20 protein-coding genes are annotated in these 22,416 nt (G+C 44.3%); all 20 read left to right on the plus strand.

Annotated elements, in window-relative coordinates; translation table 11 throughout:
• Nucleotides 1-1,365: phosphomannomutase CpsG (gene cpsG, locus OGV65_RS15245; RefSeq protein WP_286455129.1), on the plus strand; the 1,365-nt coding region annotated here is incomplete at its 5' end.
• 54 nt (nucleotides 1,366-1,419) lie between these two features.
• Nucleotides 1,420-2,814: an undecaprenyl-phosphate glucose phosphotransferase gene (gene wcaJ / locus OGV65_RS15250; RefSeq protein ID WP_016156914.1), complete on the plus strand. Its 1,395-nt coding sequence runs from the start codon at nucleotides 1,420-1,422 to the stop codon at nucleotides 2,812-2,814.
• Between the two features lies 1 nt (nucleotide 2,815).
• Nucleotides 2,816-4,294 (plus strand): colanic acid undecaprenyl disphosphate flippase WzxC, encoded by a 1,479-nt coding sequence (wzxC, locus tag OGV65_RS15255; RefSeq protein ID WP_049281943.1) that lies wholly within the window; start codon nucleotides 2,816-2,818, stop codon nucleotides 4,292-4,294.
• Between the two features lie 23 nt (nucleotides 4,295-4,317).
• Complete coding sequence (gene wcaK, locus OGV65_RS15260) at nucleotides 4,318-5,598, plus strand: colanic acid biosynthesis pyruvyl transferase WcaK (RefSeq protein WP_286455130.1); 1,281 nt, start codon at nucleotides 4,318-4,320, stop codon at nucleotides 5,596-5,598.
• Nucleotides 5,595-6,815, plus strand: coding sequence for a colanic acid biosynthesis glycosyltransferase WcaL (gene wcaL, locus OGV65_RS15265; RefSeq protein WP_286455131.1), 1,221 nt, complete (start codon nucleotides 5,595-5,597; stop codon nucleotides 6,813-6,815). Before wcaK ends, wcaL begins: the two co-directional genes overlap by 4 nt.
• 11 nt (nucleotides 6,816-6,826) lie before the next feature.
• The gene (wcaM, locus tag OGV65_RS15270; RefSeq protein WP_286455132.1) at nucleotides 6,827-8,221 is read left to right on the plus strand and encodes a colanic acid biosynthesis protein WcaM; all 1,395 of its coding nucleotides are present in this window, start codon (nucleotides 6,827-6,829) and stop codon (nucleotides 8,219-8,221) included.
• A 164-nt stretch (nucleotides 8,222-8,385) separates the two neighbouring features.
• On the plus strand, nucleotides 8,386-9,279 hold the full coding sequence (galF, locus tag OGV65_RS15275; protein WP_200080118.1) for a GalU regulator GalF: 894 nt from the start codon (nucleotides 8,386-8,388) through the stop codon (nucleotides 9,277-9,279).
• A gap of 367 nt (nucleotides 9,280-9,646) precedes the next feature.
• Nucleotides 9,647-10,936 carry a flippase gene (locus OGV65_RS15280; protein WP_259687027.1) on the plus strand — a complete coding sequence of 430 codons (1,290 nt, stop codon included), beginning with the start codon at nucleotides 9,647-9,649 and terminating at the stop codon, nucleotides 10,934-10,936.
• A gap of 16 nt (nucleotides 10,937-10,952) precedes the next feature.
• The gene (locus OGV65_RS15285) at nucleotides 10,953-11,864 is read left to right on the plus strand and encodes a glycosyltransferase family protein (protein WP_259687026.1); all 912 of its coding nucleotides are present in this window, start codon (nucleotides 10,953-10,955) and stop codon (nucleotides 11,862-11,864) included.
• Between the two features lies 1 nt (nucleotide 11,865).
• The gene (locus OGV65_RS15290; protein ID WP_286455133.1) at nucleotides 11,866-12,546 is read left to right on the plus strand and encodes a CatB-related O-acetyltransferase; all 681 of its coding nucleotides are present in this window, start codon (nucleotides 11,866-11,868) and stop codon (nucleotides 12,544-12,546) included.
• On the plus strand, nucleotides 12,547-13,707 hold the full coding sequence (locus tag OGV65_RS15295) for a hypothetical protein (RefSeq protein WP_259687025.1): 1,161 nt from the start codon (nucleotides 12,547-12,549) through the stop codon (nucleotides 13,705-13,707). It abuts the gene before it with no gap.
• Nucleotides 13,691-14,833 carry a glycosyltransferase gene (locus OGV65_RS15300; RefSeq protein WP_279264008.1) on the plus strand — a complete coding sequence of 381 codons (1,143 nt, stop codon included), beginning with the start codon at nucleotides 13,691-13,693 and terminating at the stop codon, nucleotides 14,831-14,833. Before OGV65_RS15295 ends, OGV65_RS15300 begins: the two co-directional genes overlap by 17 nt.
• 4 nt (nucleotides 14,834-14,837) lie before the next feature.
• A complete protein-coding gene (locus tag OGV65_RS15305) occupies nucleotides 14,838-15,497 on the plus strand; it encodes an HAD family hydrolase (RefSeq protein WP_235117495.1) in 660 nt (219 codons plus the stop codon).
• Nucleotides 15,497-16,294, plus strand: coding sequence for a hypothetical protein (locus tag OGV65_RS15310; RefSeq protein WP_235117494.1), 798 nt, complete (start codon nucleotides 15,497-15,499; stop codon nucleotides 16,292-16,294). The genes OGV65_RS15305 and OGV65_RS15310 overlap by 1 nt, the downstream gene beginning before the upstream one ends.
• Nucleotides 16,295-16,305: 11 nt before the next feature.
• A complete protein-coding gene (locus tag OGV65_RS15315; RefSeq protein WP_259687023.1) occupies nucleotides 16,306-17,106 on the plus strand; it encodes an alpha-1,2-fucosyltransferase in 801 nt (266 codons plus the stop codon).
• Nucleotides 17,107-17,128: 22 nt separating this feature from the next.
• The gene (gene gmd, locus OGV65_RS15320; RefSeq protein ID WP_042307503.1) at nucleotides 17,129-18,244 is read left to right on the plus strand and encodes a GDP-mannose 4,6-dehydratase; all 1,116 of its coding nucleotides are present in this window, start codon (nucleotides 17,129-17,131) and stop codon (nucleotides 18,242-18,244) included.
• A gap of 3 nt (nucleotides 18,245-18,247) precedes the next feature.
• A complete protein-coding gene (gene fcl / locus OGV65_RS15325) occupies nucleotides 18,248-19,213 on the plus strand; it encodes a GDP-L-fucose synthase (protein WP_235117492.1) in 966 nt (321 codons plus the stop codon).
• A 2-nt stretch (nucleotides 19,214-19,215) separates the two neighbouring features.
• On the plus strand, nucleotides 19,216-19,716 hold the full coding sequence (locus OGV65_RS15330; protein ID WP_235117491.1) for a GDP-mannose mannosyl hydrolase: 501 nt from the start codon (nucleotides 19,216-19,218) through the stop codon (nucleotides 19,714-19,716).
• Nucleotides 19,709-21,157 (plus strand): mannose-1-phosphate guanylyltransferase/mannose-6-phosphate isomerase, encoded by a 1,449-nt coding sequence (locus OGV65_RS15335; RefSeq protein ID WP_235117490.1) that lies wholly within the window; start codon nucleotides 19,709-19,711, stop codon nucleotides 21,155-21,157. Before OGV65_RS15330 ends, OGV65_RS15335 begins: the two co-directional genes overlap by 8 nt.
• Before the next feature lie 3 nt (nucleotides 21,158-21,160).
• Nucleotides 21,161-22,416 (plus strand): phosphomannomutase CpsG (gene cpsG, locus OGV65_RS15340; RefSeq protein WP_286455134.1); only part of this gene is annotated, 1,256 nt, incomplete at its 3' end.

Below are 22,416 nucleotides of genomic sequence, written 5' to 3' on the forward strand. Positions count from 1 at the left end.
AAATTAACCTGTTTCAAAGCCTACGATATTCGCGGCAGGCTGGGCGAAGAGCTGAATGAAGAGATTGCGTGGCGCATTGGCCGCGCTTACGGCGAGTTCCTGAAGCCTAAATCTATTGTTCTGGGCGGCGATGTGCGTCTGACCAGCGAGACGCTAAAGCTGGCGCTGGCGAAAGGGCTGCAGGATGCGGGGGTGAATGTGCTGGATATTGGCATGTCGGGCACCGAAGAGATTTACTTCGCCACCTTCCACCTTGGCATTGACGGCGGTATTGAAGTGACCGCCAGCCATAATCCGATGGATTACAACGGCATGAAGCTGGTGCGGGAAGGGGCGCGGCCCATCAGCGGTGATACCGGTCTGCGCGACGTGCAGCGCCTGGCGGAAGCCAACGACTTCCCGGCGGTTGATGCGACAAAACGTGGCCACTATCAGCGTATTACTACCCGCGATGCCTACATCGACCACCTGCTGGGTTACATCAATCCCGGCAGCCTGAAACCGATGAAGCTGGTGCTCAACTCCGGCAACGGTGCGGCAGGTCCAGTGGTTGACGTCATTGAAGCCCGTTTTAAGGCGCTGGGGGTGCCGGTCGAGTTCATCAAAATTCACAATACGCCGGATGGCAACTTCCCCAACGGTATCCCCAATCCTCTGCTGCCGGAATGCCGGGCCGACACGCGCAATGCGGTGATTGAACACGGTGCGGATATGGGGATTGCCTTCGACGGTGATTTTGACCGCTGCTTCCTGTTCGATGAAAAAGGTCAGTTCATTGAGGGCTACTACATTGTCGGCCTGCTGGCAGAAGCGTTTCTGGAGAAGAATCCGGGGGCGAAAATTATCCACGACCCGCGCCTGTCCTGGAATACCGTGGACGTGGTGACGGCGGCAGGCGGTAAACCGGTGATGTCAAAAACCGGGCACGCGTTTATCAAAGAGCGGATGCGCCATGAAGATGCCATTTATGGCGGTGAAATGAGCGCGCATCACTATTTCCGTGATTTTGCTTACTGCGACAGCGGAATGATCCCGTGGCTGCTGGTGGCGGAACTGCTGAGTCTGAAAGGACAGTCGCTGGGTGAACTGGTCCGTGACCGGATGGTGGCCTATCCGGCGAGTGGGGAAATCAACAGCACGCTGGCAGAGCCGGCGGCAGCGATTGCGCGTGTGGAGCAGCACTTTTCCAGTGAGGCGCTGACGGTGGACAGAACGGACGGTATCAGCATGGCGTTTGTCGACTGGCGCTTCAATTTACGCTCTTCCAATACCGAACCGGTGGTGCGCCTGAACGTGGAATCGCGCGGAAATATTCCGTTGATGGAAGCGCGAACGCGCACTCTTCTGGCGTTACTGAATCAGTAATGCCGGTGCTTCCTTTGCCCGCTTATGGGCAAAGGGTGACTAACAGGAACCACGATGACACATCTAAAAAAGCGCGAACGCGCCAAAACCAATGCGTCGTTAATTTCGATGGTGCAACGCTTTTCAGATATCACCATCATGTTTGGCGGGTTGTGGGTGATCTGCGAATTAAGCGGTTTGCCTTTCCTGTATATGCACCTGCTGGTGGCGCTGATCACGCTGGTCGTTTTTCAGATGCTCGGTGGCATAACGGATTTTTATCGCTCCTGGCGCGGCGTCAAAATTTCCACTGAGCTGGTGCTGTTACTACAAAACTGGACGCTGAGTCTGATTTTTAGCGCAGGTCTGATCGCCTTTAATAACGATTTCGATAACCGTCTCGCCGTCTGGCTGGCATGGTATCTCCTTTCAAGCGTCGGCCTGGTGTTGAGTCGTTCGTTTATTCGCTACGGTGCGGGGTGGCTGCGTAATCGTGGTTACAACACCCGCCGGGTGGCGGTGGCTGGCGACCTGCCCGCCGGACAAATGCTGCTGGACAGTTTTCGCCATGAACCGTGGCTGGGATTTGAAGTGGCGGGGGTCTATCACGACCCAATCCCTGGAAAAAACTCCCGCGACTGGGCCGGTAATCTGCAACAACTGGTGGACGACGCCAAAGCTTCACGCATTCATAACGTTTATATCGCCATGTCGATGAGCGATGGCGCCAGCGTAAAAAAACTGGTGCGTGAGTTGGCCGACACTACCTGCTCGGTGATCCTCATTCCTGATGTCTTTACCTTCAACATCCTGCATTCACGGATTGAAGAGATGAACGGCGTTCCGGTAGTGCCGCTGTATGACACGCCGCTCTCAGGGATTAATCGCCTGTTAAAGCGCGCGGAAGATATCGTGCTGGCTTCACTGATCCTGCTGCTTATTTCCCCGGTGCTGTGTGGTATTGCGCTGCTGGTAAAACTGACCTCCAAAGGTCCGGTGATTTTCCGCCAGACCCGCTATGGCATGGACGGGAAGCCGATCAAAGTCTGGAAGTTTCGCTCGATGAAAGTGATGGAGAACGACGCGGTGGTAACGCAGGCGACGCAAAACGATCCGCGCGTTACCCCTGTGGGAAATTTCCTGCGCCGGACGTCGCTCGATGAACTGCCGCAGTTTATTAACGTCCTGACCGGGGGGATGTCTATCGTCGGGCCACGTCCGCATGCGGTGGCGCATAACGAACAGTACCGCCAACTGATCGAGGGGTACATGTTACGCCATAAGGTGAAACCGGGCATTACCGGCTGGGCGCAAATCAACGGCTGGCGCGGTGAAACCGATACACTGGAAAAAATGGAAAAACGTGTGGAGTTTGACCTCGAATACATTCGCGAGTGGAGCGTGTGGTTCGATATCAAAATTGTTTTTCTGACGGTATTCAAAGGCTTTGTGAACAAAGCGGCGTATTAACATGAGTTTACGAGAAAAAACGCTTAATGGCGCAAAGTGGTCGGCGATTGCTACGGTGATCATTATTGGTCTGGGACTTATCCAGATGACCGTCCTGGCGCGGATTATTGATAACCACCAGTTTGGGTTGTTAACCGTGTCGCTGGTGATCATTGCGCTGGCCGATACGCTGTCGGATTTCGGTATCGCCAATTCAATTATTCAGCGCAAAGACATCGGTTATCTTGAGCTGACAACGCTGTACTGGCTCAACGTTGGGCTGGGTATGGTGGTATGTGTGGTGATGTTTCTGCTTAGCGGGACGATTGCCAGCGTGCTCAATAATCCCGAACTGGCGCCACTCATCAAAACCTTATCGCTGGCGTTTGTGGTGATACCGCACGGGCAGCAGTTTCGCGCGCTGATGCAAAAAGAGCTGGCCTTCAACAAAATTGGCATGATTGAAACCAGTTCGGTGTTGGCCGGTTTTACCTTTACCGTGGTCAGCGCCTATTTCTGGCCGCTCGCGCTGACGGCCATTCTCGGGTATCTGGTGAACAGTACGCTACGAACGCTGCTGTTCGGCTATTTTGGTCGCCGGATTTACCGTCCGGGACTGCATTTTTCGCTGGCATCCGTTTCGTCGAATCTGCGTTTTGGCGCGTGGCTGACGGCAGACAGTATTATCAATTACCTCAATACCAACCTTTCCACGTTGGTTTTAGCCAGAACGTTGGGCGCAGGTGTGGCGGGCGGATTCAATCTCGCCTGGAACGTGGCGGTTGTTCCCCCGATCAAACTGAACCCGATTATTACCCGTGTCCTGTTTCCGGCGTTTGCCAAAATTCAGGACGACAGTGAAAAGCTACGGGTGAATTTTTACAAGCTGCTGTCGGTGGTCGGGATCATTAACTTCCCGGTACTCCTGGGATTGATGGTGGTGTCGAACAATGTGGTGCCGCTGGTATTTGGCGAGAAGTGGAACGGTATTATTCCCGTCTTGCAACTGCTGTGCATTGTTGGACTGCTGCGCTCTGTGGGGAATCCGATCGGTTCACTGCTGATGGCGAAAGCACGGGTCGACATCAGCTTCAAATTCAATGTGTTCAAAACCTTTCTGTTTATTCCCGCCATTTTCATCGGTGGTCATCAGGCCGGGGCGATTGGCGTGACGCTGGGCTTTTTGCTGGTCCAGGTGATTAACACGATCCTCAGTTACTTCGTGATGATCAAACCTGTTCTTGGCTCCAGCTACCGCCAGTACATGCTCAGTCTGTGGCTGCCGTTATATCTCTCTTTACCTACCCTTGTGGTGAGCTATGCGCTGGACGTAATGCTGCGCAGCCAACTGTCGCCAGGCGCGTTGCTGGGGATCCAGGTAGCGGCAGGAGCACTGGCGTTCGCGGCGATGATTGTGGTGTCGCGCCATCCGTTAGTGGTGGAAATAAAACGCCAGCTCTGCCGCAGTGAAAAAATGAAAACCTTGCTTCGTGCAGGATAAGAACAACGCTTTAAGAGGTCATAATGAAACTATTAATTTTAGGCAACCATACCTGTGGGAACCGTGGGGATAGCGCGATTCTGCGCGGTTTGCTGGATGCCATTAACGCGTTGCGTCCTGAGACTGAAGTGGATGTTATGAGCCGTTATCCGGTGAGTTCTTCGTGGTTGCTGAACCGCCCGGTGATGGGCGATCCGCTGTATTCGCAGATGAAGCAACACAATAACGCCGCGGGCGTTATGGGACGCGTGAAGAAAGTGCTGCGTCGTCGCTATCAGCATCAGGTGCTGCTCTCGCGTGTCACCGATTCCGGTAATCTGCGCAATATCGCGATCGCCCAGGGGTTTACCGATTTTGTTCGTCTGCTGTCGCGCTACGACGCCATTATCCAGGTCGGCGGATCGTTTTTTGTCGATTTGTATGGCGTACCGCAGTTTGAACATGCCCTGTGTACGTTTATGGCGAAAAAACCGCTGTACATGATTGGCCACAGCGTGGGGCCATTCCAGGATGAACAGTTTAATCAACTGGCGAACTACGTTTTTGGACACTGTAATGCGTTGATTTTGCGTGAATCCGTCAGTCTGGATCTGATGAAGCACAGTGCAATAAACACGGATAAAGTCGAAACCGGGGTAGATACCGCCTGGCTGGTAAATAACCATGATGAGGATTATGAGCCTGGTTATGCCGTACAGCACTGGTTACACATGGCGGCAAAACAGAAGACCGTTGCCATTACTCTGCGTGAGCTGACTCCTTTTGATAAGCGTCTGGGGACAACGCAGCAGGCCTATGAGCAAGCTTTTGCCGGGGTAGTGAACCGCATCCTTGATGAAGGTTACCAGGTGATAGCGCTGTCAACCTGTACCGGTATTGATAGTTACAACAAAGATGACCGCATGGTGGCGTTGAACCTGCGCCAGTATATTAACGACCCGGGCCGTTATCACGTGGTGATGGATGAACTCAACGACCTGGAGATGGGGAAAATTTTGGCTGCATGCGATCTGACGGTGGGGACTCGTTTACACTCGGCCATCATCTCGATGAATTTTATGACGCCAGCCATCGCCATTAATTATGAGCATAAATCGGCAGGGATCATGCAACAACTGGGGTTAGCAGAGATGGCCGTCGATATTCGCCATCTGCTCGATGGCAGCCTGGAAGGGAAGGTCGCCGATGCTCTCGGACAGCTACCTGAGCTGAACATACGTCTCGGCGACGCGGTTAGGCGTGAGCGTGAACGTGGGGTGAACATGGTGCAATCGGTTTTAACGCGTATTGAGGGGGAAAAATGAAGGTTGGCTTTTTCCTGCTTAAATTTCCGCTCTCCTCCGAGACCTTTGTACTCAATCAGATTACCGCATTTATCGACATGGGCTACGACGTGGAAATTGTCGCGTTGCACAAGGGCGATCTTGAAAATATCCATGCTTCATTTAATACCTACCGTCTGGGTGAAAAAACGCGCTGGTTACTGAATGAGCCGAACAGCAAACTGGCGAAGCTTAAGTATAGGGCAGTGGCGGCCCTGCGCGGTATTACCCGCTCAGCCACCTGGAAAGCGCTGAATGTTTCACGCTATGGCGATGAGGCGCGCAATCTGATTTTGGCGGCCATTTGTGGCGCGAACCCGCGGGCGTTTGAAGCGGATGTGTTTATCGCTCATTTTGGACCCGCAGGTGTAACGGCCGCCAAACTGCGTGAGCTTGGGATGATCCGCGGCAAAATCGCCACGGTATTTCACGGCATTGATGTTTCGCATCGGGATGTGCTTGCCCACTACACCCCTGAATATCAGCAACTGTTTGAACGTGGGGATTTGATGTTACCCATCAGCAACCTCTGGGCCGGACGTTTAAAAAATATGGGGTGCCCGCCGCAGAAAATCGCGGTCTCGCGCATGGGAATCGATATGACGCGCTTTACGCCCCGCCAGTTGAAATCGCCAGCCGCCCCGCTGGAGATTATCTCTGTCGCCCGGTTAACTGAGAAAAAAGGACTGCACGTCGCCATCGAAGCCTGTCGTCAGTTGAAAGAGCAGGGCGTTGCATTCCGTTATCGCATCCTTGGCATTGGCCCCTGGGAGCGTCGTCTGCGTACGCTAATTGAGCAATATCAACTTGATGATGTGATTGAGATGCCTGGCTTTAAACCCAGCCATCAGGTGAAGGAAATGCTTGAGCAGGCGGATGTCTTTTTGCTGCCGTCGATCACCGGAAGGGATGGCGATATGGAGGGGATCCCGGTGGCGCTGATGGAGGCGATGGCAGTGGGGATCCCGGTGATTTCCACCGTCCATAGTGGGATCCCTGAACTGGTCGAGTCGGGCAAGTCTGGCTGGCTGGCACCGGAAAACGATGCGCAGGCGCTGGCCGAGCGGTTAGCGGCATTTAGCCTGCTCGACAGTGAGCAGGTGCAGCCGATTGTGCAGTGTGCGCGAGAAAAAATTGCAAATGAATTTAATCAGTTAGCGATCAATAAACAGTTAGCCAGTCTGCTGCAAACGATGTAAATCGAGGTTGTATGTCAGAGAAAAAACTCTCACGCCGTACTTTTCTGGCGGCAGGCTCTGCGCTTGTCGTGCTGCATTCTCCCGTTGTTCGGGCGCTAGAATCACCGGGCAGCGTCAACATTCAGGATTACAACCCACAGGATTGGGTGGCTTCTTTCAGGCAGGCGTTCAAAGAAGGACAAACGGTCGTCGTACCAACAGGCCTGGAATGTAAGGATATCAATACCGCCATCGTTATCCCGCCAGGCAAAACGCTATTCCTGCAAGGGCGAATAAGTGGCAATGGCCGTGGGCGCTTTGTTCTGCAGGATGGATGCAAGGTGATGGGCGAGCAGGGCGGGAGCCTGAGGAACGTTACCCTCGATGTGCGGGGGTCGGACTGTGTGATAAAAGGGATTGCCATGAGCGGTTTCGGTCCGGTGACGCAAATCTATATCGGCGGTAAAACCTCGAGGCTGATGCGTAATCTGACGATCGATGATATTACCGTCACGCGCGCTAACTATGGCATTTTGCGTCAGGGTTTTCATAATCGAATGGACGGCGTAAAGATCACGAACAGCCGTTTTAGCGATTTACAGGGTGATGCAATTGAGTGGAATGTGGCGATAAACGACAGCAATATCCTCATTTCTGACCATGTCATTGAACGTATCAACTGTACCAACGGCAACGTGAACTGGGGCATCGGCATCGGTCTGGCGGGGAGTACCTATGACAATACCTATCCCGATGAACTGGCGGTAAAAAACTTTGTGGTAGCGAACATCACCGGTAGCGACTGCCGACAGTTAGTCCATGTGGAGAACGGCAAACACTTTATTATTCGTAATATTACCGCGCGGAATATCACCCCGGATTATAGTAAGAAAGCGGGCATTGATAATGCGACGGTCGCTATTTACGGATGTGATAATTTCGTAATTGATAATATCAATATGGAGAATAGCGCAGGTATGCTCATTGGTTACGGCGTAATCAAAGGGCGTTATTTATCCATTCCACAAAACTTTAAGTTAAATAATATCCATCTGGATAATACGAAACGTGAATACAAATTGCGCGGTATTCAGATCTCCTCTGGTAATGCGACTTCATTTGTGGCGATTACCAATGTGGAGATGAAACGTGCCACGCTTGAGTTGCATAACCAACCACAGCACCTTTTTTTACGTAACATCAGGGTTATGCAGCAATCCGCGACGGGACCCGCACTTAAGATGCACTTCGATCTCCGTCAGGATGTGCGCGGCAAGTTTATGGCTAAACAGGACACATTACTCTCGCTGGCGAATGTCCATGCGGTAAACGAAACCGGGCAAAGCTCAGTTGACATCGACCGGGTAAACCATCAGGTGGTGAATGTCGAAGCGGTGAATTTTCGACTCCCGGGACGGGAGCTGTAACTTTGCGACCATTCCTGGCTAAAGTGACACTCCCTGGGATTAAGATTACTGCATTGCGAAGTTAAGCGGCGTAACATACGCTGCATCGGAGTAATGTAATTCATACTGGCTAAAACAAGCTAAAAAGCTATAATTCAGCAACAATTGAATAGGTGAATGACTTAATGATTAATTTGAAAGCAGTTATTCCGGTAGCAGGTCTGGGGATGCACATGTTGCCTGCCACGAAGGCAATCCCTAAAGAGATGCTACCGATCGTAGACAAGCCGATGATTCAATACATTGTCGACGAAATTGTAGCTGCAGGTATCAAAGAAATCGTGCTGGTGACTCATGCGTCTAAGAACGCGGTTGAGAACCACTTCGACACCTCTTACGAACTCGAATCGTTGCTTGAGCAGCGTGTTAAGCGCCAGCTATTAGCCGAGGTGCAGTCTATCTGTCCTCCAGGCGTGACTATTATGAACGTTCGTCAGGCTCAGTTACTGGGCCTGGGTCATTCAATTCTTTGTGCTCGCCCAATTGTTGGGGATAACCCGTTTGTCGTCGTATTACCTGACGTCATTCTTGATACAGCGAGCGCGGATCCGCTGCGCTACAACCTGGCTGCCATGGTTGCTCGTTTTAATGAGACCGGGCGTAGTCAGGTGCTGGCTAAGCGTATGGAAGGCGATCTGTCTGAGTACTCTGTTATTCAGACCAAAGAGCCTTTAGATAATGAAGGCAAAGTCAGCCGTATCGTTGAATTCATTGAAAAACCAGACCAGCCGCAGACTCTGGATTCCGATCTGATGGCAGTAGGGCGCTACGTGCTTTCTGCTGATATCTGGGCAGAATTGGAGCATACCCAGCCAGGTGCCTGGGGGCGTATTCAGTTGACGGATGCTATTGCTGAGCTGGCGAAAAAACAGTCTGTTGATGCCATGCTGATGACTGGCGACAGCTACGATTGCGGGAAGAAAATGGGCTATATGCAGGCGTTTGTTAAGTACGGACTGCGTAACCTGAAGGAAGGGCCGAAGTTCCGTAAGAGCATAGAGAAGCTACTGAGCGAGTAGATTTACAGAGCTTTGTGACGGTACGCCAGAAAAATAGCGGCAGCTAACATCCCTGTATCTGTGCTTTATGCTGTGGGGTGTTGCTGTCGTTTTTTCATGAAAAACACCCAATAACAAAGAGTTAACCTACTAAGTTTAATCCAGGATTGGGCTGATTTTTTCTTGTTTCGGGTAGCATTTGGTAAGACAATTAGGCATAAAAATTTCAGAGCTTTGCGAGGGTGATCGAACCTCTGGAATTTAAGCAGTGCACTGGTAGCTGTTGAGCCAGGGGCGGTAGCATGTCTATTCGAATCAGAAAACTTATAAATCTATAAATATTGAGTAGGTTTATTACTTGGATTGCAAAATTTCGCAGGTGTTTTCAATGCTGTCTAAACTTACCAAAAAAATAAATATTAATTTTGAAATTAAGAAAATAATTTCAAATGCAGGTTGGCTTTTATTTGATAAATTCGTCCGATTAATGTTTGGACTGCTTGTAGGGGTATGGGTAGCTCGTTATTTGGGTCCAGAAACATATGGTCAGCTAGCATATGTAATAACGCTCATTAGTTTTTTTCAAGTAATCGCTTTACTTGGAATGGATACGATTTTAGTACGCGATATTGCTCATAATATAGATAAGGCACATCAAGATTTAGGAACCGCGCTCATTTTGCGTTTCTGTGTTGGTTTTTTATGTTTAATAGTGGCTGTGAGTGGGGTGGCTTTTTTTAATGGCGCCCATTTTGCATTACTAACATTATTGGCTGGCGGTGGATTAGTATTTCAATGCGTTGATACAATTGATATTTGGTTTCAAAGTCAAAGTCAGAGTAAAAGAACTGTTATAGCAAAATTATGCGCATACACTATTACAAATATAATGAGAATTGTTCTAATATTGTGTCACAGTCCACTATGGACTTTCGCGTTACTACTTAGCATGGATGCATTACTATCTGCGTTAGCACTGACCTTTGCGTATAGAAAATTTAGAACTAAGCATAAGTGGTCTGCAACTATAGAAAAAAGCAAATTACTACTTAGTGAATCTTGGCCTTATTTAGTTAGTGGTCTATCGATCATATTATATATGAGAATAGATCAGGTCATGATAAAAAATTTATTAGGTGAGGCATCTTTAGGTATTTATGCGGCAGCATTACAATTTTCGACATTATGGAATTTTGTTCCGGTAACATTATCAGTGAGTTTGGCTCCATATATTGCCAGAAAGAAGAGAGAGGGGGAATATGAATATTATAAAGCTATCGGTAATGTTTTCCTGATGTTTTCCGCCATTGGCTGGGGAATAACTTTAATAATTTCAGTAATGTCACCATTTATTATAGAAATTATGCTAGGAACAAATTATACCAACGGAATTGGAGTGCTTGCTATCCATGTAGTGACCAACTTATTCATATGCTTAGGGGTAGCTCAAAGCTTATGGATTGTTAATGAAAGGAAAGGTACATTTACTCTATATAAGTCGCTTACAGGCCTTGTTGTTTGTGGAATAGCAAACTTTACTTTAATTCCATACTATGGAATTAAAGGTGCCGCGATATCTGCAGTAATGTCTCAGTTTTCAGCATCTATATTATTTAATCTGTTTTTTGCTAAAAGAATTTTCTTGATGCAACTCAAAAGTTTATTTTTTTTAAGATAATAAACAGGAACAAAAAGTGAAAAAATATTCTCCTGTAATCGCTTTTGTCTATTCACGACCTGAGCATACAAAAAAAATGTTGTCGGCATTAAGCAATAATAGTCTCGCAGAATATACTGATCTTATTATCTATTCAGATGGTGCAAAAGCCCCCAAAGATGATGCTGGAGTCCAGGCTGTTAGAGAATATATTGATACTATCACAGGATTCAATAGTGTAACTATAGTTAAGCAAGATAAAAACATTGGACTTGCTCAAAGCATAATTCAGGGCGTAACGGAAACAATAAATAAATATGGACGTGTTATTGTTCTTGAGGATGATATAGAGACATCGCCTTATTTCTTGAAATATATGAATGACGCACTAGATATGTACGCGGAAGTAAAAGACGTAGGCTCTGTTTCTGGTAGCAGCTATCCTGTCAAGATGGTCAATAACAATGAATCAACTTACCTACTAAGAATTCCTCTGTGCTGGGGATGGGCTACATGGGCAGATCGATGGCACAGCTTTAAGAAAGACATTAATGCAGTTAAATCAACTGATAAGGAAATCATAAATTACATAAATTTTGATGGGGCATTTGACTTTTTTGAACAAGCTACACTTAATGCTGATGGTAAACTTAATACATGGTTTATCTTCTGGTATATAACTCTAGCATCAAATAAGTGGTTAGCTCTTTTTCCAACAACGGTAATGGCGAAGAATATAGGTCATGATGGTTCGGGGGAAAACTGTAACGGTGATGATATTTATAAAAATACTGCTATTGCTAACAATCCACTAGAGTTGATCCGAAAGGATGCTCTAATTGAAAGTAAAGATTATTACTTGGCACATATAGACTATTTCAAAAGAAACAAAAAAAGCCTGCTAGCCAAAATTATTTCTTATATAAAAAGAAAAATAAAAGGGGCCTGAAATGGGATTTTTGAATAGATTTAAATCATACCTGATAAAGAGAGACATAAATAAAAATGGTATGGGGGTCTATATAGATCTGCTATCTTATACTGATGAGCATTCTACATTTGAAGGTTATAATAGAATAACTGGAAAATCCTCAATTTATAACTCACATATTGGGAAATACTCTTATGCCGTTGGGGCCAGTATAGGAAATGCCACGGTAGGAAGATTTTGTAGTATTGCTATGGGTTCAAAAATTGGAGGGCTTGGTGCTCACCCCACGTCTTTGATATCAACACATCCAATTTTTTATTCTACAAGAAAACAATGTGGTGCCTCGTTTACAAGCGAAGATAAATTTGTAGAAGAAAAAACAACAATATTAGGTAATGATGTATGGGTTGGCGCAAATGCCATCATTATGGATGGTGTTAAAATAGGTGATGGCGCAATCATAGCCGCAGGTGCTGTTGTAACAAAAGATGTGTTGCCTTATGCGATTGTTGCTGGTGTTCCTGCTGTTGTTAAACGATTACGCTGTTCAACACAGCATGTGGATGTGTTAAAGGATATAGAATGGTGGAATTGGCCTGAAACTGTTTTAAAAGATCATTCATATATATTCCAGGGGAAGATTGAAGATAATATAATTGAATTAATTAGAGTAAATGAAAAACTAAAGGAACATAATTGAATGCGTTTTAAAAGTAATGATGTATATAAAAGCATGCTTTTATTAAGTTTTTTCTTCTCTGGTTTTAGCTTATATTCTGTATTTATACCTTTACTAATTTTGTCATTATTCCTATCAGGCTATAAAAATAAATCATTATACTTAGGAAGTGTTGCAACAAGTTTTAATATATTATTCATTGTTTTATTTGTGTTGTGTGTGTTTTTTATTGGATTCTCAAAGTTATATCTTGACTCACCCATAAAGTATGCAATGTATATTATCTTTATGATTGTGTGTTTAACGTTGTTATTAGTAAATAATATTGAGAATGCTAAGGGAATGTTGCTTTTTTTCATTCTCGGTATATTTATGAGGGCGGAGTTTGTTGTTATTTATAGTTTTCTTGAACCTTCCGGAGTTTATGGATACGGTAAATTGCTGGATCCATTTAGTCATGAGGAAATTAACTCACCCGGAATAAGTAACTCACTAGCTATTGTGTTTATGTATTTGGTGGTTGCGTTTAAAGCTAACACGTTTAACAAAAGGATTTTTCTGACATTATTATATCCTCTTCTTTTATTATCATCGATATTTCTTGGAGGACGTACATTTTTTATTATTGCAATTATTAGTTTGCTTTATCAATACAACAGAAATATAAATCTGAAAGCAACTATTTGGCTTTGTTTAATAAGTGTTGGTGCCTTAATTACGTTTTCTCTAATATTTAAAGACTTACCAGTTTTTGACAAATATTTCAATTTGGTGTTTGAACGATTTGGAAGTGAAGGGCTGAAATCAGCTAGATTTGAACTTATACAAGATGGAATTACAAAATTTCTGATGCAACCTATGGGCGGTTTTACACCGTACGCAAGTGAGTATTCTGGAAACTGGTATCATAATATTTATTTAGATAGCGCTAGAGTCGCCGGATTTATACCTTTAATTATGTTTCTTTTTTCTAACTTCATTCTCTTATTTAGTTATTTAAAATACAAAAAACAAAATAGGAAAGTTAAAAATCCGTATTTCTTTTTGTCGATTTTAACACTAATAGTGATGTGCCAGGATGTGGTTCTTGAGGGTAATATGATGTTACTGATCTGTTATGCTCTATTTACGACTATGCATATTCAGACAGGGAGGCATAATAAAAGTGGAAGTATATTATAGAGTAAATGATTATTATCCGTTGGGTATTGAAGGGAGTTCCGCTGCGAGTTCAGTGCGGCATAGAGTAGATAGAGTTTGCCGTTGTCTTCCACATGGAAGTGAACTTAAGATATATTCAATTGTTAAATCTGGAAATGTGCCAATCGTAAAACGGGAAAAACATAATATCTCAAATACGCAACAGTGTATAACGTATTGCGTTGCCTCTAATTTTCTAGGTGCGATATTAAAAGGGCTTATTTCGATTTTTTTAATGATCTATCTAATATTTAAACTAATGGGTAGAGGGAAATATCTCCTAATATACAATTTGTTACCTGCCAATATTCTTTTTTATATATTACCTTCATGTATTTTTCCTTGGGTATTGAAGAAAACAATATTTCAGGTTGAGGAGATATACAGTGTCTATGATTTTTCATTGTTTAAGCGATTTTTGACGCAGTTTTCGGAAAATTTTGTTTTCAAAAAAGGACTCAATTTCATTGTCGTTAATGAAAATGTCAGAAATCTCATTAAGAGAAAAGATGCAAATTCAATAGTTGACTATGGTTATAATTCTAGAAGTGGTGATGAAATTAAATCTGACTCAAAATCAGGACATATTATTTATACTGGAAGGTTAGATTTCGTTGGTGGTATAGAAGTGCTGTTACAGGCCCTGATTGATTTACCTGCGGATATAAAAAATAAATTAGTAATTACTGGCAATGGTGGCTTAAAAGAACATGTAGTTAATTGTACAAATGAGTTAGGGATTTCTTATAGAGGATTTCTTAATGAATCAGATTATCATTTATTATTGACAGATGCGAAAATAAGCATTAACCCACTTAGGTCACAATGTAAATTCTCTTTTTATTCATTTCCATCAAAAGTACTCCAGTACCTGGAATATGGATGTGTTGTTATTTCGAGTGGTATTTCTCAACCTGAATTGGAAAAATATTTCGCGGATGAATTATTCACATATGAAAATGATGATCCTGCAAAACTCAACTCTCTAATTAGAGAAGCAAATCTGCTGAATTTTGATAAAGTGACAATTATAAATAAATATAATGTATTCATGGAGATGAAGGAAAATAAACTAAGGTCCTTTTTCTCGAAAGTTTTAGGAGGGTGATATTTTGAAATTGGCTGTTTTTGATATATGCGGTACGTTATACTATGATAACACTACATATTCATTTTTGCGTTGGCTTTCTAAAAAAAACATAATAAAGTATAATAAAAATATAATGAATGCCCCATATATATTACGTGCGCTCAATGTAATATATTCATCCTTCAGCGGGAAGGATATTTATAGAATTTTACAGGTAAAACAATTATCTGATTTTTCACTCGAGGACATCAATAAATGGGCAAGCGAATTCGTTGATGAACTAGAAGAGAGTCGTATATATAGCACTAATATTTTAATGGGGGAATATAAAAAACAAGGGTATAAAATAGTTATAGCAAGTGCCACTATCGAACCTGTAGCAAGGGCAATAGCTCATAAATTAGGTGTTGAGTATTATTCTTCAAAAATTGGTTTTTTAAATAATAAGTGCACAGGAGAAATTAAGAAGGACCTGTTATTATTAAAGAAAGACACTTTATTGCCTTTATTAAAAACGGCAGAAACTACAATAGTCGTTACTGATAACTATACAGATATAGAATTAGTTTTAGTGAGCGATCACTCTCATATTATTGTACACAATGATAGAGATATAGAGAAATGGAATAGATGTCTTAAAGCAAATGCTCGCAAAGTTGATTTTATTAAGAAGGATGCTTAATGAATAAATATATTATATATTTCCCATTCGGATATACTTTCTTATCTCGCATTAAAACTATTTCTAAGTTTATTAGTTTTTTACTCACAATACCATTACCTTGTTTTTTGTTCTTTTATTTTGGATTGTTAGATGTTGAGGAAAGAACCTTATACTTAGGGATTGTTTTTATTTTTGTGTACTCCATTTTGTATATTTTTTATGAGAATGGATATATAGAAAATGATATTAAAACAGTAAAAAAGGAAATAAACCCAACATTAAGAATTGTCGGTGAATTGTATAATTATATAGACGGTAATTATAACAAAATTATCATCATCAGAATTTTGTTCTATGCATTATCACTTTACCTTTTGTCTTTTTTTACTATTGACGATGTCATCGTAAAAGTTGTTTTTTATTCTATTGCAACAAGTGTGGTTTATTTCTTTCATAACAAAACGCGAAATGCGATGAAAGTATTTACTTTCTTATTGTTATCCTCATCACGATTTATTTTTCCACTGATGATCTTTTCATCTTATATAGTTCCAGAAAAGATTGGATTTACATTGTTATCACTTTTTATATATACAATTCCAGCATTTTTTATATATTCAGCCAAGACATTTACAGTAATGCAATTCGTGATTGGGCAAGAAAATAAGTACAAAGTAATATATTACGCAGTTGCATGTATTATTATTTTGATGCTGTATTTTTTTGTGTTAAGGTTTGATGTTTTATTATTGACGAGTGCTATTCTGTTTTACATGTTATTACTTGTTTCTTTAAAAAAGATATTAAATAAATAAATGGAGTGTCAATGTCTAAAGTATGTTGCAGATTAGCGGGTGGGCTAGGCAATCAGATCTTTCAATACGGCGCTTCACTTCTTATTAGAAAAAAAAGTACGGTTCCATTGATTGCTCTCGACGATTCTGATTTGAAAAAATACAAAGCAGTAAGAAAAAATGAACTGCCAACTTATTTTAAATTGACTGGTTCAACCATAAAGAATCATAGTATACTCAAGTTGCGTTTACCCCGAATGAAAGCAATTACAAAATACAGCGATAGATTTGTCGGTGACTATAATTTTAATCGGGTGGCCAATAAAAAAATTCCCGCACAAAACTATTACTTAGATGGTTATTTTCAAAGTTGTCTTGACCAAAATCTTTTCGATGAAATGATTGAAGTTCTGAAAAAAGACTATCGGTACACCGAGCTTGAAATTAAAAAAAATATTTGTGCAGTTCATATACGTGGTGGTGATTTTTTAACTGATAAATACAGTGGGATTGCTGATGTAAATTATTATCTTGATCAGTTGGCTAAAGTCAAAGAGTTGAATGTCGCAGAGCGATTTGTTATCGTAACAGACGATAAAAAATATGCCTCTGAAATAGCGAATAAAATGGCTATAAGATATTCATTTTCCGAAGGCAATATGCTAGATGACTTTTTATTGCTAGCGCAATCTCAAACTAAGATATTATCTAATAGTACGTTTTCTATTTGGGCATCAGCTTTAGGCTATCAACCTGGGTGCATCGTTTTTGCCCCCAAGAAGTTAACAGTTCAGGACTCTAGAAATTTCATTCTTCCTGGTGAGTTAAGTTAATAATATAAGGAGTTATTTAAAAATGAAAGTTGCTTTAATTACTGGCGTGACTGGGCAGGATGGTTCATATTTGGCGGAACTTTTGCTGGAAAAAGGTTATGAAGTTCATGGCATTAAGCGTCGTGCATCTTCATTTAATACTGAACGCGTGGATCACATTTATCAAGATCCACATTCTAGCAACCCGAAATTTCATCTGCACTACGGTGATTTGACAGATTCTTCTAACCTGACTCGTATTCTGAAGGAAGTTCAGCCGGATGAAGTCTATAACCTTGGAGCAATGAGCCACGTAGCAGTTTCCTTTGAGTCCCCGGAATACACTGCTGATGTAGATGCTATGGGTACATTGCGTCTATTGGAAGCCATTCGTTTCCTTGGTCTGGAAAAGAAAACCCGTTTCTATCAAGCATCCACTTCTGAACTTTACGGGCTGGTGCAAGAAATTCCGCAAAAAGAGACCACCCCGTTCTACCCGCGCTCTCCGTATGCTGTTGCTAAACTGTACGCCTACTGGATTACAGTGAATTACCGCGAATCATATGGTATTTATGCCTGTAACGGTATTTTATTCAACCACGAGTCGCCGCGTCGTGGCGAAACCTTTGTGACCCGCAAAATTACCCGTGCTATTGCTAACATCGCACAAGGTCTAGAGTCCTGCTTGTATCTTGGCAACATGGATTCTCTGCGCGACTGGGGACATGCGAAGGACTACGTAAAGATGCAGTGGATGATGCTGCAACAGGATGAACCGGAAGACTTTGTTATTGCTACTGGTGTGCAGTACTCCGTACGTCAGTTTGTTGAAATGGCCGCTGCCCAGTTGGGAATCGAACTACGTTTTGAAGGTAAAGGTGTCGAGGAGAAGGGGATCGTGGTTTCAGTTACCGGCGATGATGCTCCCGGCGTGAAGGTGGGAGATGTAATTATTGCTGTAGATCCGCGCTATTTCCGTCCTGCAGAAGTAGAAACTCTGCTGGGTGATCCGAGCAAAGCACACGAAAAACTAGGTTGGAAACCGGAAATCACACTTTCGGAGATGGTATCTGAAATGGTTGCGAAAGATCTGGAGGCAGCGAAGAAACACTCTCTGTTAAAGTCTCACGGATTTAATGTCAGTTTATCTCAGGAATAATCGATGAACAGACAACGTATTTTTATTGCTGGTCATCGAGGAATGGTGGGTTCCGCGATTGTTCGCCAGTTAGAACAACGCGGTGATGTGGATCTGGTGCTGCGTAGCCGAGATGAACTGAATTTGCTCGACAGTAAGGCTGTTTTAGACTTTTTTGCCGCCGAGCGTATAGATCAGGTCTATCTGGCGGCGGCTAAGGTGGGAGGCATTGTTGCCAACAACACTTACCCAGCCGATTTCATTTTCGAAAATATGATGATAGAGAGCAACATTATTCATGCGGCGCATCTGCACGACGTGAACAAATTGTTATTTCTCGGCTCTTCCTGTATTTACCCTAAGATGGCGAAACAGCCAATGGCGGAGAGTGAACTGCTGCAGGGCTCGCTCGAACCAACTAATGAACCATATGCTATTGCTAAGATCGCCGGAATAAAGCTGTGTGAGTCCTATAACCGCCAATACGGTCGTGATTATCGCTCGGTGATGCCGACAAACCTATACGGGCCTCACGACAACTTCCACCCGAGTAATTCGCATGTTATCCCGGCGCTGTTGCGTCGTTTTCATGAAGCGACGATGCAAAATACATCTGAGGTGATTGTGTGGGGAAGTGGCACGCCAATGCGAGAGTTTTTGCATGTTGATGATATGGCGGCAGCCAGTATCCACGTTATGGAGTTGGATGGCGAAGTTTGGCAGGAAAACACCCAGCCAATGCTCTCTCACATTAACGTTGGTACAGGTGTGGACTGTACCATCCGTGAGCTAGCTCAAACTATCGCACGAGTGGTGGGCTACAGAGGGCAGGTGGTATTTGATGCGAGCAAACCAGACGGCACTCCGCGCAAATTACTTGACGTCTCGAGACTAAAAAAATTGGGCTGGCAGTTCGGTATTTCACTCGAAGATGGCCTGGCCAGCACATATCATTGGTTCCTTGATAATCAACATCGATTCCGGGGGTAAGTATGTTTTTATCTCAGGACGATTTTGTCACTGTTGTGCGTTCTACTCCGCTTGTCTCCATCGATTTGATTGTGGAAAACACGCAAGGCGAATTTCTTTTAGGTAAACGGCTGAACCGTCCCGCGCAAGGCTATTGGTTTGTGCCAGGTGGCCGAGTACAGAAAGATGAGCCATTGAGTGCGGCCTTTGAACGGCTAACTGAAGGCGAGTTGGGGTTGCGATTACCGTTGTCCGCTGGCGAGTTTTATGGCGTCTGGCAACACTTCTATAACGACAATTTCGCCAATGAGGCGTTCTCGACCCATTACGTGGTGCTCGGTTTTCGTCTGCGAGTACAGGAAAAAGACCTGTGTTTGCCCGACGCGCAGCACGAAGCATACCGCTGGCTGGCGCCTGCGGTATTGTTGGGTAGCGAAAACGTTCATGAAAATAGTCGTGCCTATTTTCAGAATGATGCCAATTATGTTATTGGCTTAGAAACGAAGGATGTCAAATATGTCTGATGTACCGTTAATCGCTGTCGTAATGGCTGGTGGTACGGGGAGTCGTCTTTGGCCTCTATCTAGGGAGCTTTACCCGAAACAATTTTTACAACTTTCGGGTGAACACTCTCTGTTACAGACAACCTTGCTTCGGCTGTCGAATCTTTCATGTGAAACGCCATTAGTCATCACGAATGAACAGCATCGCTTTATTGTTGCAGAGCAGCTAAGACAGATAGATCAGTTACGCGATAATATTATTCTGGAACCGTGTGGACGCAATACTGCACCAGCAATTGCGCTTTCAGCTTTTTCTGCGCTGAAGCGTAATGAGCAAGAGGATCCATTACTATTGGTACTTGCTGCTGACCACATTATCAGTAAAGAAAAAATCTTTTGTGATGCAATTCAGAAAGCAATACCAATTGCGGAAAATGGAAGTATCGTGACCTTCGGTATTGTGCCGGAATATGCTGAAACTGGTTATGGCTATATAGAAAGAGAAACTGATGCACTATCTCTTTCCAATGTTGCTGAAGGTGAGTTTTATCGTGTTAAGAATTTTGTTGAAAAACCTGATCGCCTAACCGCTGAAAAATATATTTCATCTGGAAATTTTTTTTGGAATAGCGGTATGTTTATGTTTAAAGCAACGGCTTATTTAGAAGAGTTAAAGAAGTATAGGCCAGATATCTACAGTATCTGTGAGCAGGTAGTCTCTTCCTCTTATCGTGATCTTGATTTTATACGTTTACCAGAAGAAATCTTCAAGGATTGCCCTGCCGAATCTATTGATTTTGCCGTTATGGAAAAAACGGATCGTTGTGTTGTTTGTCCTGTTGATATCGGTTGGAGTGATGTTGGCTCATGGCAATCATTATGGGATATTAGTGAAAAAACACATACTGGCGATGTTTGCAAAGGAGATGTCCTGACATATAACACCAAGAATAATTATATTTATTCAGAGTCCGCACTGGTTGCTGCTGTTGGTGTTGAGGATGTCGTTATAGTTCAGACGAAAGATGCAATACTTGTTTCTAAGAAATCTGACGTTCAGGATGTCAAAAAGATTGTTGAAATGCTCAAGTCACAAGAACGGTCAGAGTACATCGCACATCGTGAAGTATTTCGTCCCTGGGGTAAATTTGATGCGATTGATCAAGGCGAGCGATATAAAGTTAAGAAAATCATAGTGAAACCGGGTGAAGGGCTTTCTTTACGTATGCATCATCATCGGTCTGAACATTGGATTGTGCTTTCTGGTACGGCGAAAGTTACTCTCAATGATAAAACGATGTTGGTTACTGCAAATGAATCGATTTATATTCCTCTTGGGGCCACGTATAGTCTTGAGAATCCAGGGATTATCCCCCTTAATCTCATTGAAGTTAGTTCAGGAGATTATTTGGGAGAGGATGACATCGTTCGACAAAAAGAACGTTATAGAAAAGATGATTAGGGTATGAAAAAATTAACCTGTTTCAAAGCCTACGATATTCGCGGCAGGCTGGGCGAAGAGCTGAATGAAGAGATTGCGTGGCGCATTGGCCGCGCTTACGGCGAGTTCCTGAAGCCTAAATCTATTGTTCTGGGCGGCGATGTGCGTCTGACCAGCGAGACGCTAAAGCTGGCGCTGGCGAAAGGGCTGCAGGATGCGGGGGTGAATGTGCTGGATATTGGCATGTCGGGCACCGAAGAGATTTACTTCGCCACCTTCCACCTTGGCATTGACGGCGGTATTGAAGTGACCGCCAGCCATAATCCGATGGATTACAACGGCATGAAGCTGGTGCGGGAAGGGGCGCGGCCCATCAGCGGTGATACCGGTCTGCGCGACGTGCAGCGCCTGGCGGAAGCCAACGACTTCCCGGCGGTTGATGCGACAAAACGTGGCCACTATCAGCGTATTACTACCCGCGATGCCTACATCGACCACCTGCTGGGTTACATCAATCCCGGCAGCCTGAAACCGATGAAGCTGGTGCTCAACTCCGGCAACGGTGCGGCAGGTCCAGTGGTTGACGTCATTGAAGCCCGTTTTAAGGCGCTGGGGGTGCCGGTCGAGTTCATCAAAATTCACAATACGCCGGATGGCAACTTCCCCAACGGTATCCCCAATCCTCTGCTGCCGGAATGCCGGGCCGACACGCGCAATGCGGTGATTGAACACGGTGCGGATATGGGGATTGCCTTCGACGGTGATTTTGACCGCTGCTTCCTGTTCGATGAAAAAGGTCAGTTCATTGAGGGCTACTACATTGTCGGCCTGCTGGCAGAAGCGTTTCTGGAGAAGAATCCGGGGGCGAAAATTATCCACGACCCGCGCCTGTCCTGGAATACCGTGGACGTGGTGACGGCGGCAGGCGGTAAACCGGTGATGTCAAAAACCGGGCACGCGTTTATCAAAGAGCGGATGCGCCATGAAGATGCCATTTATGGCGGTGAAATGAGCGCGCATCACTATTTCCGTGATTTTGCTTACTGCGACAGCGGAATGATCCCGTGGCTGCTGGTGGCGGAACTGCTGAGTCTGAAAGGACAGTCGCTGGGTGAACTGGTCCGTGACCGGATGGTGGCCTATCCGGCGAGTGGGGAAATCAACAGCACGCTGGCAGAGCCGGCGGCAGCGATTGCGCGTGTGGAGCAGCACTTTTCCAGTGAGGCGCTGACGGTGGACAGAACGGACGGTATCAGCATGGCGTTTGTCGACTGGCGCTT

Source organism: Citrobacter sp. Cb004 (genome assembly GCF_030337065.1).
In the GTDB taxonomy this organism is placed as follows: domain Bacteria; phylum Pseudomonadota; class Gammaproteobacteria; order Enterobacterales; family Enterobacteriaceae; genus Citrobacter; species Citrobacter braakii.

What these genes read in the sequence shown, in the direction of transcription:
- OGV65_RS15310 (WP_235117494.1), top strand. Translation starts at nt 15,497, where the DNA reads ATGAATAAATATATTATATATTTCCCATTCGGATATACTTTCTTATCT.
- wcaM (WP_286455132.1), top strand. Translation starts at nt 6,827, where the DNA reads ATGTCAGAGAAAAAACTCTCACGCCGTACTTTTCTGGCGGCAGGCTCT.
- wcaL (WP_286455131.1), top strand. Translation starts at nt 5,595, where the DNA reads ATGAAGGTTGGCTTTTTCCTGCTTAAATTTCCGCTCTCCTCCGAGACC.
- OGV65_RS15330 (WP_235117491.1), top strand. Translation starts at nt 19,216, where the DNA reads ATGTTTTTATCTCAGGACGATTTTGTCACTGTTGTGCGTTCTACTCCG.
- wcaK (WP_286455130.1), top strand. Translation starts at nt 4,318, where the DNA reads ATGAAACTATTAATTTTAGGCAACCATACCTGTGGGAACCGTGGGGAT.
- wzxC (WP_049281943.1), top strand. Translation starts at nt 2,816, where the DNA reads ATGAGTTTACGAGAAAAAACGCTTAATGGCGCAAAGTGGTCGGCGATT.
- OGV65_RS15290 (WP_286455133.1), top strand. Translation starts at nt 11,866, where the DNA reads ATGGGATTTTTGAATAGATTTAAATCATACCTGATAAAGAGAGACATA.
- OGV65_RS15315 (WP_259687023.1), top strand. Translation starts at nt 16,306, where the DNA reads ATGTCTAAAGTATGTTGCAGATTAGCGGGTGGGCTAGGCAATCAGATC.
- fcl (WP_235117492.1), top strand. Translation starts at nt 18,248, where the DNA reads ATGAACAGACAACGTATTTTTATTGCTGGTCATCGAGGAATGGTGGGT.
- wcaJ (WP_016156914.1), top strand. Translation starts at nt 1,420, where the DNA reads ATGACACATCTAAAAAAGCGCGAACGCGCCAAAACCAATGCGTCGTTA.
- OGV65_RS15335 (WP_235117490.1), top strand. Translation starts at nt 19,709, where the DNA reads ATGTCTGATGTACCGTTAATCGCTGTCGTAATGGCTGGTGGTACGGGG.
- gmd (WP_042307503.1), top strand. Translation starts at nt 17,129, where the DNA reads ATGAAAGTTGCTTTAATTACTGGCGTGACTGGGCAGGATGGTTCATAT.
- OGV65_RS15295 (WP_259687025.1), top strand. Translation starts at nt 12,547, where the DNA reads ATGCGTTTTAAAAGTAATGATGTATATAAAAGCATGCTTTTATTAAGT.
- galF (WP_200080118.1), top strand. Translation starts at nt 8,386, where the DNA reads ATGATTAATTTGAAAGCAGTTATTCCGGTAGCAGGTCTGGGGATGCAC.
- OGV65_RS15280 (WP_259687027.1), top strand. Translation starts at nt 9,647, where the DNA reads ATGCTGTCTAAACTTACCAAAAAAATAAATATTAATTTTGAAATTAAG.